The organism is Methylotenera sp. (assembly GCF_029945535.1).
Lineage (GTDB): Bacteria > Pseudomonadota > Gammaproteobacteria > Burkholderiales > Methylophilaceae > Methylotenera.
Genome location: NZ_JAQSCU010000010.1, coordinates 152627 through 169075 on the forward strand (window position 1 = coordinate 152627; position 16449 = coordinate 169075).

At 43.6% G+C, this 16449-nt stretch carries 14 protein-coding genes; 6 read left to right on the plus strand and 8 right to left on the minus strand.

Annotated elements, in window-relative coordinates:
* Window positions 1-17 precede the first annotated feature (17 nt).
* Window positions 18-1919 carry a molecular chaperone HtpG gene (gene htpG / locus PSU72_RS03745; RefSeq protein WP_300430793.1) on the plus strand — a complete coding sequence of 634 codons (1902 nt, stop codon included), beginning with the start codon at window positions 18-20 and terminating at the stop codon, window positions 1917-1919.
* A 107-nt stretch (window positions 1920-2026) separates the two neighbouring features.
* On the opposite strand, the gene PSU72_RS03750 is transcribed toward htpG, so the two are convergent.
* The 6 genes from PSU72_RS03750 to PSU72_RS03775 all read right to left on the minus strand — a co-directional run bounded on the left by PSU72_RS03750 (window position 2027) and on the right by PSU72_RS03775 (window position 6978).
* Window positions 2027-3025: an NADP-dependent oxidoreductase gene (locus PSU72_RS03750; protein ID WP_300430795.1), complete on the minus strand. Its 999-nt coding sequence runs from the start codon at window positions 3023-3025 to the stop codon at window positions 2027-2029.
* A gap of 39 nt (window positions 3026-3064) precedes the next feature.
* Window positions 3065-4144 carry an alkene reductase gene (locus tag PSU72_RS03755; protein ID WP_300430797.1) on the minus strand — a complete coding sequence of 360 codons (1080 nt, stop codon included), beginning with the start codon at window positions 4142-4144 and terminating at the stop codon, window positions 3065-3067.
* A gap of 29 nt (window positions 4145-4173) precedes the next feature.
* Entirely contained in the window at window positions 4174-4980 is an 807-nt protein-coding gene (locus PSU72_RS03760; protein WP_300430799.1) for an SDR family oxidoreductase, read from the minus strand.
* A 45-nt stretch (window positions 4981-5025) separates the two neighbouring features.
* Entirely contained in the window at window positions 5026-5442 is a 417-nt protein-coding gene (locus PSU72_RS03765; protein WP_300430801.1) for a hypothetical protein, read from the minus strand.
* A gap of 9 nt (window positions 5443-5451) precedes the next feature.
* Complete coding sequence (locus PSU72_RS03770; RefSeq protein WP_300430803.1) at window positions 5452-6285, minus strand: oxidoreductase; 834 nt, start codon at window positions 6283-6285, stop codon at window positions 5452-5454.
* 102 nt (window positions 6286-6387) lie between these two features.
* Window positions 6388-6978 (minus strand): TetR/AcrR family transcriptional regulator, encoded by a 591-nt coding sequence (locus tag PSU72_RS03775; RefSeq protein WP_300430805.1) that lies wholly within the window; start codon window positions 6976-6978, stop codon window positions 6388-6390.
* 142 nt (window positions 6979-7120) lie between these two features.
* Here PSU72_RS03775 and PSU72_RS03780 point away from each other — a divergent pair, with 142 nt between their 5' ends.
* The 5 genes from PSU72_RS03780 to PSU72_RS03800 all read left to right on the plus strand — a co-directional run bounded on the left by PSU72_RS03780 (window position 7121) and on the right by PSU72_RS03800 (window position 12148).
* Entirely contained in the window at window positions 7121-7435 is a 315-nt protein-coding gene (locus PSU72_RS03780; protein ID WP_300430807.1) for a hypothetical protein, read from the plus strand.
* A 79-nt stretch (window positions 7436-7514) separates the two neighbouring features.
* Window positions 7515-8132, plus strand: a complete 618-nt coding sequence (gene rpsD, locus PSU72_RS03785) for a 30S ribosomal protein S4 (protein ID WP_300430809.1) — start codon at window positions 7515-7517, stop codon at window positions 8130-8132.
* 189 nt (window positions 8133-8321) lie between these two features.
* Window positions 8322-8561 (plus strand): hypothetical protein, encoded by a 240-nt coding sequence (locus PSU72_RS03790; RefSeq protein ID WP_300430810.1) that lies wholly within the window; start codon window positions 8322-8324, stop codon window positions 8559-8561.
* 141 nt (window positions 8562-8702) lie between these two features.
* Window positions 8703-11267, plus strand: coding sequence for a glycogen/starch/alpha-glucan phosphorylase (locus PSU72_RS03795; RefSeq protein WP_300430812.1), 2565 nt, complete (start codon window positions 8703-8705; stop codon window positions 11265-11267).
* Window positions 11268-11470: 203 nt separating this feature from the next.
* On the plus strand, window positions 11471-12148 hold the full coding sequence (locus PSU72_RS03800; RefSeq protein WP_300430814.1) for a DUF4197 domain-containing protein: 678 nt from the start codon (window positions 11471-11473) through the stop codon (window positions 12146-12148).
* Between the two features lie 3 nt (window positions 12149-12151).
* Here PSU72_RS03800 and PSU72_RS03805 read toward each other — a convergent pair whose 3' ends face one another.
* A complete protein-coding gene (locus tag PSU72_RS03805; RefSeq protein WP_300430816.1) occupies window positions 12152-12991 on the minus strand; it encodes an alpha/beta hydrolase in 840 nt (279 codons plus the stop codon).
* Window positions 12992-13106: 115 nt separating this feature from the next.
* Entirely contained in the window at window positions 13107-16169 is a 3063-nt protein-coding gene (locus PSU72_RS03810; protein WP_300430818.1) for an autotransporter outer membrane beta-barrel domain-containing protein, read from the minus strand.
* Window positions 16170-16449: the final 280 nt, after the last annotated feature.

Here is a 16449-nt window from a genome sequence, read left to right on the forward strand (position 1 = left end):
AGTAAGGAGCTAAATCTATGTCCGCAGAGACCGCACAAAAAGAAATTCATCCAAAAGAATCCATGGCCTTTCAGGCAGAAGTGAAACAACTGCTTCAATTGATGATTCACTCGCTATACAGTAACAAAGAAATTGTGTTGCGTGAGTTGATTTCTAACGCATCGGATGCGGCAGATAAATTGCGTTTTGAAGCTGTGAGTAATGGTGGTCTTTATGAAGGCGATAGTGAGTTAAAGATTCGCATTGCATTCGATAAAGAAGCACGCACAGTGACCATTAACGATAATGGTATTGGTATGAGCCGAGATGAGGTGATTGCTAACATTGGTACAATTGCGAAATCTGGCACTAAAGAATTTTTTAATGCGCTTTCTGGTGACCAAGCTAAAGACGCGAATTTGATTGGTCAGTTTGGTGTGGGCTTTTATTCAGCTTTTATTATTGCGGATAAAGTCACATTAACTACTCGTCGTGCTGGCGCTACAACTGCGGTGCGTTGGGAGTCAGCAGGTGAGGGCGATTTCACATTGGAAGATGCTGATAAAACTACTCGCGGTACTGAAATTGTTTTACACCTACGTGAAGGCGAAGACGAGTTCCTCAGTGACTGGAAACTCAAAACCATTATTCGCAAGTATTCAGACCATATTACTTTACCTATCGTGATGAAAAAATCCGAGTGGAAAGACGGTGCTGAAGTGGCAACCGATGAAGATGAAACGGTGAACAAAGCATCAGCATTATGGGCGCGCAGTAAAAACGATATTACCGAAGAAGAATATCAAGAGTTCTACAAACACGTTTCTCATGACTTTGAGAATCCACTGGCCTATACGCACAGCCGCGTAGAAGGTAAGCAAGAATATATTTCACTGCTTTATGTTCCAGGCAAAGCACCGTTTGACTTATACGACCGCGACCGTCGTCATGGCATCAAGTTGTATGTGAAACGTGTATTCATTATGGAAGATGCAGAGAAGTTGATGCCGCAGTACTTGCGTTTTGTACGTGGTGTGATTGATACCTCTGATTTGCCATTGAACGTTTCACGTGAGATTTTGCAATCTAGCCGCGATGTTGATGCGATTAAAGCAGGTTCGACTAAAAAAATCTTGGGCGTGCTTGAAGACATGGCTGAAAATAAGCCAGAAGACTACAAGAAGTTTTACGCTGAGTTCGGCCGTGTATTGAAAGAAGGCCCAGGTGAAGATTTTGTTAATAAAGACAAAATTGCTGGCTTGTTAAGATTTGCTTCAACCAAAGCTGATACTGATGTGCAAGAAGTTTCATTAAAAGACTACATTGCACGTATGCAGCCTGAGCAAGATGTGATTTATTACATTACCGCAGAAAGCTTTGCCGCAGCGCAACATAGCCCGCATTTAGAGATTTTCCGCAAAAAAGGCATTGAAGTATTACTAATGTCTGACCGTGTGGACGAGTGGCTACTTGGCAGTCTGACTGAATTTGAGGGTAAGAAACTACAGTCAATTGCTAAGGGTGATTTAGATTTAGGCAAACTTGAATCTGATACTGAAAAAGAGATTCAAAAGAAAATTGAAGAAGAAGCTAAAACCTTGGTTGAGAAAATTAAAAACTCACTAGGTGATCAAGTGAAAGATGTGCGCGTGACACACCGCTTAACTGATTCACCAGCATGTTTGGTGAGTGATGCCAATGATTTGTCAGGTAACTTAGCGCGTATGTTAAAAGCGGCAGGACAAAATACGCCAGACGCTAAGCCTATCTTGGAAATCAACCCAGCGCATAAATTGGTTAAACGTCTTGAAGCGGAAACAGCAGAGGCGATATTTAGCGATTTAGCTTTTGTGTTGTTTGATCAAGCTCTGTTAGCTGAAGGTGGAACGCTGAATGACCCTGCAAGCTTTGTTAAACGTATGAATAGTTTAATTAGCTAGGTTTTAGTTAGTACAATGTAATAAAAGTTAAGCCTGACAAAAGCCCGCGCAACGTAAGTTGGGCGGGCCTTTTTCTGCCATCTACAATAGTCAGTAATTACTAATAATCAAGTAATCCTCACCACGACCTTACCTTTAGCCCGACCCTCTTCGAGATAGGCAAGCGCTTCCTTTGCTTGTTCGAACGGAAATACTTTATCGATGACTGGTTGGATATGTCCTGCATCGAGCAGCTTACCGATCTCTGAGAGCTGTTGACCATCAGGATGTACAAATAGGAATGAATATTCGATATCGCGCTTTTTTGCTTGGCGAATAATCTTAGCACTCATCAACCCGAATACGAATGCCATGAGAAAGTTCATGCCTCTGGCGCGAGCGAACGCCGCGTCTAGGGGGCCAATGAGTGAGACGATAATGCTCTTAGGGTTCAAAATACCAAGAGATTTCTCTATCACATCACCCTTGATGGTGCCAAGCACCACATCGTATCCATGCAGTACTTTCTCGAACTCCTGCTTCTTGTAATCAACCACCTCATCGGCACCGAGTCGTTCGGCTAGGTTCACATTAGCTGTACTGGTAGTCGTCCCCACCTTTGCACCGAGATATTTGGCGAGCTGGATTGCGAACGTGCCTATACCCCCAGAGCCGGCAGAGATGAATACCTTTTGGCCTGGCTTGAGATGTGCTCGTTTAAGTGCTTGCCACGAGGTGAGTCCTACCATAGGGATTGAAGCTGCTTGTACAAAGTTCAGATTTACTGGTTTGATCGCAGCGGCGCTCTCGGGCACAACAGCAAATTCAGCAAGCGCACCCGTGCCTAGGTCGAAGATGCTGGCATAAACGGCATCGCCCGGTTTGAAACGCGTGACGCGACTTCCCACCTCCACTACGATACCCGCCAAGTCGCTGCCCATCGTAGCTGGTAGCTTAAGCTTAAGGATGGGCTTGAACATTCCTTTTGGAATCACGTAGTCTATCGGATTCAGGCCAGCGGCAAGAACCTGAACGAGCATTTCGTCCGGCTTGATCGTAGGTTGGGGGATATCGGCAAACGCGAGCTGATCGGATTTACCATAACGCTTTAAGATAAGTGCTTTCATTATTTTATCCTAGGTTTTCTGTCGATTAGTTTCATCAATTTAACCTGCTGCTAGTGTTGAGTAGTCGGTATAGCCTTGTGCGCCCGGCGTATAGAACGTGCTTGGTTCGGGGGCGTTTAATGGCGCGTTTTGGCGTATGCGCTCGACCAAATCAGGATTCGCGATGAAAGGCCGGCCAATGGAGATTAAGTCCGCGTGACCTTCGGTCAGCGCTTGCTCTGCACTGGCGCCGTCAAATCCGCCCGCCTGTATGAACGGTCCGCTGAATGCGTCGCGCAAATCAGCCTTGAGCTTTGTCGGAACTGGCGGAGCACCCATGGCTGAATGATCAAGAACGTGGACGTACATGAGCCCCAGTGCGGAGAGCTCTTTCACCAGCGCCACGTACTGTTCGTCAACACCGGGGAACGCACCAGTGCTGTTGACCACGCCGTGGGGCGACAAGCGGATGCCGATGCGTTCGGCGCCTATCTCCTGCGCGGCAGCACGAGCAACTTCCAGTACCAGCCGGTTGCGTCCTTCGCCGCTACCACCATATCCATCAGTTCGGTGGTTGACGTTGGCATTCAAGAACTGTTCGAGCAGGTAACCGTTGGCAGCATGCAATTCTACCCCATCAAAACCGGCTTCGATGGCGAGGCGTGCTGCAGTCGCATACTCTTGGATTACCGTCTTGATGTCATCGGCATTCATCGCGCGTGGCGCTGTATGCGGCTGGCTACCCTGGGCATCCGTCCTCATCTCGCCAGGGCATGTTTCAGAAGAAGGGCCAAGTACTTCGGCACCTGCCGGCAGATTTGCCACATGGGTGACGCGCCCAGTGTGCATCAGTTGCACGGCGATCTTGCCACCCTTGGCGTGCACGGCGTCTGTCACTAGCTTCCAGCCCTGCACCTGAGCCTCATTGAAGAGCCCTGGAATGCGTGCGTAACCCAAACCATTCGGTGATGGCGAAGTGCCTTCGGTGATGATGAGACCAGCTGTTGCACGCTGCGCGTAATACTCAGCCATCAGGCTGTTTGGCGTGTTGTTGTCAACAGCTCGGCTGCGGGTGAGCGGTGCCATCACGACACGATTGTTGAGCGTAGTAGTACGCAGAGATAAGGGTTCAAATAACATGTTGGTTTTCCTTGTAGGGTTATTTCTATTTAAGAAGCTAATTGATAGCGAGATGCAGGTTCACCATTTTGGGTTGCGGCAAAAAGTTTTTTGCGCGCATCATCGTAAGCTTCCCAAAGTGCCTTATCTTCTACAGATGGCAATGTAATCAACTCTTTTTGATCCAGTCCAGCAAGCGCCGCATCTACACAATTTTCGGCAGACATCAACGTACTTTCATTCAGATTTTTAAGCGGTATGCCTGCTAAATCCCAAAGTTCCGTTGCAGTAGAAGCAGGCAGTACCAATTGTACAAAAACATTGCTGCCTTCAACTTCTGCTTGTAAGCCGCGAGTGAAATTCATGACATAACCTTTAGTACCGCTATAAACACTGCTAATGGGTAGCGTGTAGAAAGAAAGCACAGAACCAATATTGATAATGGTTCCTCTATTTCTTGCTTTGAATTTCGGTAAGGCAGCATAACAGAGCTCGATTAATGCAGTGACATTGATGTCATTCATCGCATCTACATTCGCTTTTTCTGTGCCTATTAGCGGCGCTAATGTTGCAATACCTGCATTATTCACAAGCATAGAAATTGTAGTATCCGTAGAAAGCACATCTACAACGTTCCTCAAGTCATTAGGATTAGATAAATCAGCCACTAGACTTTTAGCTTTGATGCCATATTTAGCCTGTAACGATTCCGTAATTTCTTTTAGTCTGTCACCTCTTCTAGCCACCAGTATTAAGTCATATCCTTGTTTGGCTAGACGGTCCGCATATACTCTGCCTAGCCCAGCTGACGCACCGGTGACCAAAGCTACACCTTTGTTTTCAGTATGAATGTCCATTTTTAATCCTTAAATAATTTAATACATTATGATTGCATCGTAATGCTATCTGCCCTTGGCATTGCTGTTTCGGCTATTTGATTTACCACCTGAACAACAGACAGTCATGAATAGTAGGCTTAGTACAACTTCTATGAAAACGGCGGACAATATGCCGCTAGTTGCATGCCCTGTAGCAAACTCATAAACTCCGAGGGTTGCCAATATCATGCAGGACGTTATCATTCCGTAGATGAGCGCTGTACGGGTTGTCGAATGTTCTGCATTTCTAACCATGAAAAACATCACAGCTAGACCTGTATAAAGCGCTGCTATTCGTCTTGCAAGTAACCCTGATGCGATTGTTAATTCCACTCCCCAGCCTGCTAGCATCTTATCTGGTGCAAACATTAAGATGGTAGCCAGCAATATAAATAGGATTGAAGTGAGTATTGAAAGTCGATAAAAAGATAAAGATTTCATGGTGATCTCTTATGGTTGGTTAGCTATTTTGTCGAGAGAGTCAAGTTTTAACTCTTTACGAATGCCGATATCAACTAATGCAGCAGGCGCAAACCTTCTCAGGAAACTCAAGCGGCATGCTAATTTTCCTGCGGCATAACGCAGTTTAGGATGTTTGGCATTGGCGGCTTTCAGTACGACGTTGGCGACAATTTTTGGATCATCGCCACCTGCAACAGCGACTTTTATTAATTTAGCAAGTGCTTTCCGCGCTAAGTTGTACTCTTCTATTTTGGCGTCGACTTCTAGGGTGTTGGCTTCAAATTTCGTATTGGTATAACCAGGCTCAACCACTGAAACACGGATGCCCCTTGTTCGCAGTTCATGATCTAGCGATTCAGAAAATCCCTCTACTGCATGCTTAGTAGCCGCATAAGTTGCCATATAAGGTGCCGGTATCAGCCCAAGAATCGAGCCGATGTTGATGATGCGACCTTCGCCCTGCTTTCTCATATAAGGTACTACAGCGCGCGTCATGCGGACAATGCCAAAAAAATTCGTATCAAAAATCATTTTGGTTTGTTCAATTGAACTTTCTTCAGCGCCACCTGGTGCTACACCGAAGCCAGCGTTATTAACCACTAGATCAATACGACCTTCAATTTGGATGACTTCTTTTAATGCTGCTTCTATAGATTCTTCGCTATTTACATCCAGCGCAATCATCTTGTATGGGCGTTGGGCGCCTTGTGCGCCCTTACGACTCGTTCCGTAAACCTTATAACCAGAATTTGCTAGTAACTCTGCTGTAGCCTCACCGATTCCTGATGATGCACCTGTCACAATTGCGATCTTGCTTTTCATATTTCTCTCCTTTAATTCAGTTAGTAAAAAAAATGCTATATAAATATGATAGCCATCATATTTAATATCAAAAAAAAGCCAAAGTACTTAATGAAAAATTAATCACTCTTTGGCATCGTAGTGTTTTAAAGTGGCTTGGCGGAAATCTTCGCTAAGCTCAGGGTCAGCTACTGCACGAGCTAACAATAATGTACCTACCATCGTTGATAACATGACAAGTGATTTTTCATATGTATTTGATTGGCTGGCTGATAGTCGACTTTTAATAAGCGCTATCATTTCCTTGATACGGCAAGTAGAAGCTTTTCTCACTTCAGGTGCTTGGCGCGGCATTTCCGAACCAAGGGCGGCTAAAGAGCAGCCGGTTTCAATGTTAGCCATATGTTCATTAGATAAATAAGCATTCATCAGCGCTTGCAACGCTTGGTCCTCAGGAACCTCAGCAAATACTTTTTCAGCAATAGCAAGGGTCTCTGCACCAGCTTGATCTGCCGCTTCTGCGAGCATGGCATCACGCGATGCAAAATGTGCGTAAAAACCGCCATGTGTGAGGCCTGCTTCTTTCATGATGTCGGCTACGCCCGTGCCATCGTAACCACTTCTACGGATTGCGCGCGCAGCGGTTTCCACAATACGCGTATGTGTAATTTCTTTACGGCTGGAAATGCTTTTATTTGTAGTAGATTTTCTCATGACGATCATCATATATTATGTTCGTCATATTAATCAAGCTAAATATTTATAAGGTATTTAAATAAACTTAATATTAAATGTTGACATTGTAAATAAGAATCATTATCATTTAATCATGATATTAAGTGTTAGAAAGACTTACATGGCAAATTGCAATAAACAGCTCAATAACAGTCAGCAGCAGTATGGTGCTGGAGAGTACGACCCAGATTTGCCAAATGCAAATGCAGTGATGGCGGCTATTTGCTGCGTGAGTTCGCAATATATTGTGCACCCATCGGCTGATTTGGCGATGCTTGTAGCAGACTTAGCGCATAAGCTCACTGCGCCACAATATGCTGAGTCTAAATTAGTCACTGAGGTTGCAAAGCGCTTGGTATATCAGTGGGATGAAATTGTGCGGGAGCAGCAAGCCAGCTTAATGGATGCCACGCCATTGAGCGAATCACTGCATTAATTTGCTATTAAGATTAATGATTAAAAACACATGAAGTCACGAATTTAAAAAATAACAGTAAAAATAACAGAGAGAAAATATGTCACGGTTAACAGGCCCAAGATTAAAAATTATGCGTTCATTAGGTGTTGATTTGCCTGGGTTATCACGCAAATCGATTGAAGCAAGACCTACGCCACCAGGTCAGCATGGTATGAAGGCTACGCGCCGCCGTAAGTCTGACTATGGTGTGAAGTTGCAAGAAAAGCAAAAATTACGTTTTAACTACGGTTTAACTGAACGCCAAATGCGCCGCTTAATCATAGAGGCACGTAAAGGCAGCGAGCCGACTGGCGACAATTTTTTACAATTATTAGAGCGCCGTTTAGATAACGTTATTTTTAGAGCTGGATTTGCGCCATCAGCCATCGCTGCACGTCAATTAGTCACACATGGACATGTTATTTTGAATGGGAGATCGGTGAATATTCCATCGATCCGCGTGAAGTTAGCGGATGAAATTTCACTTAAAGTGACTAGTTTTAAAATACCACTGGTGATGGAAACGCTAGCTAAACCAGTATTAGACCGCCCAGATTGGTTGCAATGGGACGAAACCGATAAGCGCATCAAAGTGGCACATTTACCTGATGCTGACCAAGTACCTTTTCCGATTGATGTTCAGCAAGTCGTTGAATATTACTCAAACCGAATTTAAGTCCTGACTAACACAGGGCTTGGATATTAGGTTGATGCAAATCAATCTAAAAAGCTGTAACTGCACGGTAACGTGCATCTCCTTGTATTATCTTTATGACCGCATTGAATTTATTCATGTCAGCCGGTCACTTTTTTTAACTTAAAGTAATTGAGTTTACCTTCAAATAAACGGTGATTGGATATGGTGATGAGAGAAGATGAGGATTGCAGAAAAGTAGTGCTAGCTGGCGCTGAAGGTTGCAGAATTGTGTATTGCGAAGGTTGCCAAGTGGCTGAGGTAGAGCTAGGCGCTATCAGTGTACGCTTAGAATTAACGGCATTATATAATTTACAAACAGTCTTAGGTCATGCTGCTATCAAATTATCGGTACTTAAGGCCATTAAAGTGTCGCCAGGCTTTCAGTATGATCAACTCAATTTAGAGTAAAGCGAATAGCGCATTCAATTGATATGTGTGATTCTAAAAGTTAGACGCCTGAGTAGAGGTTAAATAATAGCTTATATAACGGCATAGACATGGCATATTCTTTGCTAGAATACATACACTTAAACTAAATGAGTTCAGCAAATGAAAACGCCAGCCAAACCTAAAGCTACTAGTTCATCCATTGCAAAAGATACATTAACCACCGCGGCTAAACCTAAACGAATTAGTCAATCAGCTACTACTTCTAAACCAGCAGTAAAGTCTAAAGCGGCTAAGTTAAGCATAGTGCCTAAGCTCTCACCAGTTAATCAAGCTTTACAAAACCACCTCATTTTTTCTAGTTTTAAAACCAATGCTGCTGCCACACCAAGAGATTGGTACGATGCAGCCAGCTATACAGTGCGTGATCATGTCGTTGAACGTTGGGTAAAAACAGCTGAATCTTATTACCACGATGATCCTAAGCGTGTTTATTATTTATCATTAGAGTTCTTAATTGGGCGCATGTTAAGTAATGCCGCACTAAACTTGGGCATAAATAAAGAGCTTAAAGATGGAATGTCAGCTTTAGGGCGCGATTTAGAAAATACTGTAGAAATGGAAACAGATGCAGCATTAGGTAATGGCGGTCTGGGTCGCTTAGCCGCTTGCTTCTTAGATTCTATGGCAACTATGGCTATTCCAGCGACAGGCTACGGCATACGCTATGAATACGGCATGTTTAAGCAAACCATAGAGAATGGTCAGCAGATAGAAAATCCAGATAACTGGCTGCGTTACGGCAATATTTGGGAGTTTCAACGCCCAGAGGTCACCTATGACATTAAATTCTACGGGCGTGTTGTTTGTGGTGAAGGGTCGCAGCACTGGATTGATGCAGAACACGTAGTCGCCATGGCGTACGATATGCCTGTGCCAGGTTACGGTGGCGAAACAGTTAACAGTTTGCGTTTATGGTCAGCCAAAGCCGCGCGTGAATTTGATTTACGCCACTTTAATGATGGTAATTTTGAGCAAGCCGTTCAAGAGCGCAACGATACTGAAAACATCTCTAAAGTGTTATACCCAAACGACGCTTCAGTATTGGGTAAAGAGCTGCGTTTAAAACAACAGTACTTCTTTGTTTCAGCTTCAATTCAAGATATTTTGCGTCGCTTTTTAAGTACGCATGAAATGAAAAAACAGGCAGACTGGAACATTCTGCCAGATAAAATTGCGATTCAACTGAATGATACGCACCCCTCAATCGGCGTGGCAGAGATGATGTATCAATTAGTGGATGTGCATCGCTTAGATTGGGACTTTGCATGGAAGCTAGTTGTTAAGATTTTTGCTTACACCAATCACACGCTGATGCCAGAAGCGCTAGAAACTTGGACTGTAGACTTATTCGGCCGATTATTGCCGCGCCATTTAGAGATTATCTACAAAATCAACTTTGAATTCTTACACATGGTTAACCATCATTTCCCAGGTGACCCTGAGTTGTTGAAACGCGTGTCTATCATTGATGAGTCAAATGGCCGTCGTGTGCGCATGGCGCATTTGGCTGTGGTAGGTAGCCATACAGTAAATGGTGTGGCAGCATTGCATAGCCAGTTGTTGAAGCAGCATCTATTTGCAGATTTTGACCGTATTTACCCGGGAAAAATGACCAATGTGACCAACGGCATTACGCCGCGTCGCTGGTTGAATCAGGCAAATCCAGGCTTAACAGCCCTGTTAGAAAAAGCCATTGGTGCAGGATTTAAAAAAGATTTAACGCAAATCAAAAAAATCACGCCTTTAGCCAACGATGCGGAGTTCAGAAAAGCATTTGCAGCGGTAAAGTATGAGAATAAAGTTAGATTAGCCGCTAAAATTGAACAAAAAACAGGCATCAAGTTAAACGTTAACAGCTTGTTTGATGTGCAAATTAAACGTATTCATGAATATAAACGTCAGTTACTCAATGTGTTACATATCATCACCTTATATAACCGCATTCGTAGCGGCGAAAAAGGCATTACGCCACGCACGGTAATTTTTGGCGGTAAAGCCGCACCGGGTTATTGGATGGCTAAACAAATCATTCGTTTAATCAATGATGTTGCCGCTATCATCAATGAGGACGTGGCTGTAGGTGATCAACTCAAGGTGGTCTACTACCCGAACTATGAAGTTTCAGCAGCTGAGATTTTATTCCCAGGCAGTGATTTATCCGAGCAAATTTCAACCGCAGGCACCGAGGCAAGTGGCACAGGTAATATGAAAATGTCGCTAAACGGCGCGTTGACCATTGGTACTTTAGACGGCGCGAACGTTGAGATTATGGAAGAGGTTGGCGAAGAAAACATCTTTATTTTTGGCTTAACCACACCACAAGTGGCAGAGGTAAAAGCCAACGGTTACAACCCTTATGATTATTACCATAGCAACCCAGAACTCAAACAAGTGCTAGATATGATTGCTAGCGGCTTCTTCTCAATTGAAGAACCAAACCGTTATCAGCCGATTATTGATAACCTGCTGAAAAATGGCGACCAATACTTGTTGCTCGCAGACTACGCAAGCTATATCGAAACGCAAGACAGAGTTGGCAAACTATATCAACATCAAGATGAATGGACGCGTTTGGCTATATTGAACGTGGCAAATATGGCTAAATTCTCTAGTGATCGAGCAATTGGCGATTATGCAAAGAATATTTGGCATGTAAAAAGCTAAATCTAACATTTAGATGTCTTAAAACGTCTTAAAAAGCACTGCCCTGGAAGCCAATATATATCTGGCTTTCAGGGCAGTGTCTTTTTGTGGTGCGTGTGAATGAAAGTACGCCTAAACAAGCAAACGTAAATTATGGTTAGTCTCATGCAAAAGCGACCATTTAGGGTTATGCTTATGTTGCACGTCATTCACTGGAGATCAAAATGCGACAATTACTAGCAACCTTAGGTTTTATTCTATTTGCAACTCACGCAAACGCGCTAAGTATTAGCGATTTAAGTAAAACCGAAGCTAGTGGTGGCCTGAAAGAAGCACTTACGCAAGGCGTGGGTAAGGCGGTAAGTACACTGGGCGCTACAGATGGTTTCTTGGGTAATAAAGAAGTCAAAATTCCACTACCAAGCTCACTGAAAAAAGTTGAAAAAGTCATGAAAATGATGGGTATGGGTAAGCAATCTGATGAACTCATCCTCAAAATGAACCGTGCAGCAGAAGCGGCTGTACCAGAAGCTAAGACCTTACTTATAGATTCAATCAAAAAAATGTCAGTGGCAGATGCCAAGGCAATTCTGACAGGCCCGCAAGACGCCGCTACACAATATTTTAAAAAGACTACATCAGCACAAATGGCAGAGAAGTTTTTACCAATTGTGACTAAAGCTACCGAAAAAGTGCAGTTGGCTGAAACCTATAATAAATACGCTGAAATGGGCAGCAAATATGGCGTGGTGAAAAAAGAAGACGCCAAAATTGAGCAGTACGTCACTAATAAAGCGCTAGATGGTGTGTACTTAATGATCGCTAAAGAAGAGGCCGCCATTCGCCAAGACCCTGTTGGTCAGGCGAGTAGTTTGTTGAAGAAGGTGTTTGGGGCACTGTAATAATTAACAGGGGAAAGCTTGCTGTAAAAGCTTTTGCCATTGTGTAATCCAACCTTTTTGGTGCTCGGCATCAACTTCTACAATAGCCGCGCAATGCGCGGTTTTTTGTTGTGCGGATTCCTGTTGTTTAATAAAACGTTTCGCTATCTCCTGCGGAATTACTTTGTCATTTTCTCCTACAAAATGTAGTTGAGGGATGCTGCTTATTTTATTGGCGACATCTATTGCGTTAAGCGACTCTGGCATTAAATTGACATGGTGAAATTGATTTACATAAGACTGGTCTAGGTTGCCAGCGACGGTTCTTAGACTGAGCACGTCATCACGTTGCGCGGCTAAGAGTACAGCAATTGCGGCTCCACCAGAGTAGCCAGTTAAGTGTATTTTCTGTGAGTTGTCAGCGCTGATAAATGTCTCCAACTCCTCATTCATCACGTTAATTATTTTCTGTGAAAAGCGCTTGTTTGACCAGTATGTGCTGTCACATGGGGTGGTTTTGAAGTCATTAAACTGGCAAGGTCTTGCTAAGTACAGCACATTGCTTGCATTATCCTGTGCGGCAAGTGCTAAGCCGATTGCTTCGCGGGGGGTGGGGTCGGCCGATAGTTCATAGCGAGAAAACCAAGCTAGACCATCACCTTCGATATAAACGTTAATAGACAGCTTAGGATTATTTAAACGCGCATAGGCTGTTAATACAAAGCCATCAATTGTTGTTGAGTGCTTTATTAAACCACGATGCTTTGCCAGTTGGTTGGCATGCTCATGGGTGTCTATTGAGCTACAAGCGCTTAATAAAACATACACAATCACCAGTAAACGTTTTTGCCAAAACATACTCATTATTTCCGTTCCATCCACATTCTATTTTGAGAAACATGACGGTATATGAAAAAATAGCCGAGGCAGGCTCGGCTATTTTTATTGCTTAAATTACTTTATTCGCATGATTAAACGATTAGAAATCAATTCTCAATTTAACCGATGCCGTATGGCCAATATAACCACTTTTTACTTCAGCATCATAATTCACTGATAAGTTCTGATGGTTCGCTGCAATAAAGTTTAGGCCTAAACCAATGATAGCAGAGTCGCGCGCTTGGCTCATGCCTTTAGTGGTAAAGCTAGTGCCACCTGCAAACCTTGCTGCGATGTCTTGGTTGGTATCAGCAAACTCGTGGTTCCACATTAAGCGTGCATCTGCAGTAGTTTTAACTTTACCGCTAGATAATGGTGCTGAAATTTTTGCACCTAAGCCTGAGCGAAATGAATCACTATCGACGTTATCTACATTTAAAGCAGCGCCTGAGTTGCTAGGGTCTTTTTCAGTATAGCCACTTTGGTCTAACTTTACATAAGTGAGTGATGCCATTGGCGTAATGGTAACTTTGCCTACTTGCATAAGGTAGCCGCCACCAATTTTTGCTAAGTATTGGTTTGCATCGTGCGAGCCTGTGACTGAGGCATTGACTAAGCTAACAAAGCGTTTGGTGTCATATTGGTGTTTGCCGTAGCCTAGCGCTGCATCTAAATACCACGCACCCGCGTTCCAAGAGCCATATAACGTGCCTTGGTAGCTATCAATATCCGTGCGGTTTGCTTGCGTTACACCATCACCATCAATGCCTGTTGATGCATAACCGAATGCGCCGCCTACACGAAAATCGCCATTGCCAACAATAGTGTCGGCACCAACAGCAAAACCACCTGTGTTGGCAGTGTAACCATCAGTACCATTGCGTTTATTTTGATCACCTTTAAAGCCAAAACCTTGCATCCAAATACTGGTACCTTGAGCACTCTCACCTGTTGAAATGCCGCTATTTCCATTACTAGCAACGCGAGTTTCATCTTGATGATTAACGATTAAGGCAGAAACATGGTCAACAGCAGCAATGGTGGCTTGCATGGAAGCGTTGTTCGCTTCTGGGCGTAGTTGCTGACCAGCTGTGTTAAGTTGAGCGGTGGTGATGGTTGGAGATTGCAATGCACCACCAACAGTTGATGCATTACTGTTCATTAAAGCATCAATTGCAACTGCACTGCTTGCGCTAACGCCTACAATCGTCGTTGCACTATTCAATGCATCAACACCAATCACCAAATTATTACTTGCGTTAGTTGTGATCGTCCAGTTGACCAATGGCGTGTTAATGCTATCAACTATAGGTGTAACAGCACCACCAGCTAAAGTGAGCGTATCAGCTACTTTAAAATACTCGCCTGCTTTTACCGTTACTAAAGTTTTTGGCGCAACTGTTACAGTTCCCGCACCAGCGGTAGCATCAATGGTTAATACACTGCCCATGCCAGCAATATTCTCGGATGGCGATACTAAAGAAGAGCCTGCACCGCTACCAGTGATTGTTGGAATTAAAGTTGCGCTACTGTTAGCGGCAGTTCTAATCGTAATATTGCCTACGTAGGTACCAGCATTTTCAAAGGTAAAATCTTTTGTGCCAAGTAATGTGCCGTTGCCACTTGCGTCGTATGTATTGCGCTGATCTAAATCAATATTGCCAGTAATCACGCCAGTTTCTTCATTGGTGAGCACATGTGTGCCATTACTAAAATACAAGTTACCAATAATTTGGCCTTCATTTTCAATTTCACTATCAGATTGACCATACTGGCTACTGATGTCTAAACGACTGTTCAAAGCAGCACCTTCGGTACTCAGTAAATACCAACGTAAAGCATTACCATTAGTGACCAAAATATCACCTTTAATAATGCCTGTTTCAGCATTTTCTAAGTCTAATCTGCGCACCTCTCCCGGGTTGGACACAGCACCAATCGCAAAACCTTTGCTACCTACATATTCAATTAAGCCTTCATTCACAATGGTTTTATCACCAGCACGCATGTAAATTGCAGCGGCATAATCGCCAGTAGCGCGTACGATACCTGTTTCACTATTGTTTAGTGTGAACTCCTCAGCTTCTTCTTGTGTGTTAATGGCATTTACAAGTGCAACCGTTTGCGCTGAATAGGTATTGCCACCAATGACTGCTGTTGCCGTTGGATTTCCAGTCGCGCTGTTATTGACTAAAGTAAGTGCAGCAGTGCGTTCAGCGCTAATGACGCCAGCGTTATTCACGACTAATCCCTCAACTGCACCGCCTTCTTCAATTGCATATGCTGCGCCAATACCATCATGTTTAACGCTAATGACACCAGTTGCCGCATTGTTAATCAGATAGTCACCTTCAACCGACATCGTGATGCCTTTAACCGCTGCAGTATTTGAGACTGAGGTAAACGGACCAGCACCTGTTTTATTTCCATTAATTTCTGCAGCGGTAATTCGGCTAGAAATGGTGCCTGAGTTGTTAATAACGTTATTGTAAGTTTCACCATCTACCGTGCTAGTCACACCGTAATTAGAAACTACTTTGTAGCCCACTGGATCAGTGTTGGCAGTGCCAGCAAAATCAGTTGGTAGCGCATCTGCGAAAGTAATAGTATTACCAGATACACCAGTAATAATGCGTGTGACACCAGCCGCAAAATCATTCTCAGCCGCATTGTAACGACCAAATACAACTGTTTGACCTACATAAGCTGCAGTTGGCGCAGCATTAAGTGTTACGGTGCTTACCCCAGTTGTTGGTAAGTTGCTTGTAAATACGGTTCCAGGACCTGCATTTAATGTAGCTGCGCCCATCAAAACTGCAGTGCGACCGCGTGCACCAGTTGTACCTGTAATCACACGATTATTGATAATGTCGCCTGTGTTGGTGAGTGTTCTGCCTTGGCCGTCAAACTGAATCAAGGTATTGTTACCAGCCGTTGATGTGCTTGTTGTGTCTTTATACGCTGTCGTACTTGCATTGGTAATATTACCTTCAGTGCCAACACCAGTACATTGCACGGCGATGGCTGCCGATACTGGGCTGGCTATGCTACCAGTACAAGCAGCGCTGGCGTTTAGTGAAGCCAACGCCAGCATAGGCAAAGCGGCTAAAACGGCCAAGTGTATTTTATGATTAATGCGTGTGTAACTGTTTTCTGTGACCACTGTGTAAGTCCCCTAGGTTGAGTTAATTAATTTTTATAATGATTAATTTAATTGCGAGGGTTTATTCAGCAAATTTCATACCTAGATATTTATTCAATAAAAACAACTTCTTAAGCGTTTTTCAAAGTTTTTCAACAAGAATTGTGGTTGTATGCAGCCAATAACTGGTTGTTAGGTATTTTTTGTGGTTGTATATAGCCACAATGCCTAATGCATAATCCCACCTCAGTTTTTTGAGGCTTAGTTGCCTCCAATCTGGTAGAATTACGCTTTCGAAAAT

Coding starts and splice junctions, on each gene's coding strand:
- htpG (WP_300430793.1), top strand. CDS start 18: ATGTCCGCAGAGACCGCACAAAAAGAAATTCATCCAAAAGAATCCATG.
- PSU72_RS03750 (WP_300430795.1), bottom strand. CDS start 3,025: ATGAAAGCACTTATCTTAAAGCGTTATGGTAAATCCGATCAGCTCGCG.
- PSU72_RS03755 (WP_300430797.1), bottom strand. CDS start 4,144: ATGTTATTTGAACCCTTATCTCTGCGTACTACTACGCTCAACAATCGT.
- PSU72_RS03760 (WP_300430799.1), bottom strand. CDS start 4,980: ATGGACATTCATACTGAAAACAAAGGTGTAGCTTTGGTCACCGGTGCG.
- PSU72_RS03765 (WP_300430801.1), bottom strand. CDS start 5,442: ATGAAATCTTTATCTTTTTATCGACTTTCAATACTCACTTCAATCCTA.
- PSU72_RS03770 (WP_300430803.1), bottom strand. CDS start 6,285: ATGAAAAGCAAGATCGCAATTGTGACAGGTGCATCATCAGGAATCGGT.
- PSU72_RS03775 (WP_300430805.1), bottom strand. CDS start 6,978: ATGAGAAAATCTACTACAAATAAAAGCATTTCCAGCCGTAAAGAAATT.
- PSU72_RS03780 (WP_300430807.1), top strand. CDS start 7,121: ATGGCAAATTGCAATAAACAGCTCAATAACAGTCAGCAGCAGTATGGT.
- rpsD (WP_300430809.1), top strand. CDS start 7,515: ATGTCACGGTTAACAGGCCCAAGATTAAAAATTATGCGTTCATTAGGT.
- PSU72_RS03790 (WP_300430810.1), top strand. CDS start 8,322: ATGAGAGAAGATGAGGATTGCAGAAAAGTAGTGCTAGCTGGCGCTGAA.
- PSU72_RS03795 (WP_300430812.1), top strand. CDS start 8,703: ATGAAAACGCCAGCCAAACCTAAAGCTACTAGTTCATCCATTGCAAAA.
- PSU72_RS03800 (WP_300430814.1), top strand. CDS start 11,471: ATGCGACAATTACTAGCAACCTTAGGTTTTATTCTATTTGCAACTCAC.
- PSU72_RS03805 (WP_300430816.1), bottom strand. CDS start 12,991: ATGAGTATGTTTTGGCAAAAACGTTTACTGGTGATTGTGTATGTTTTA.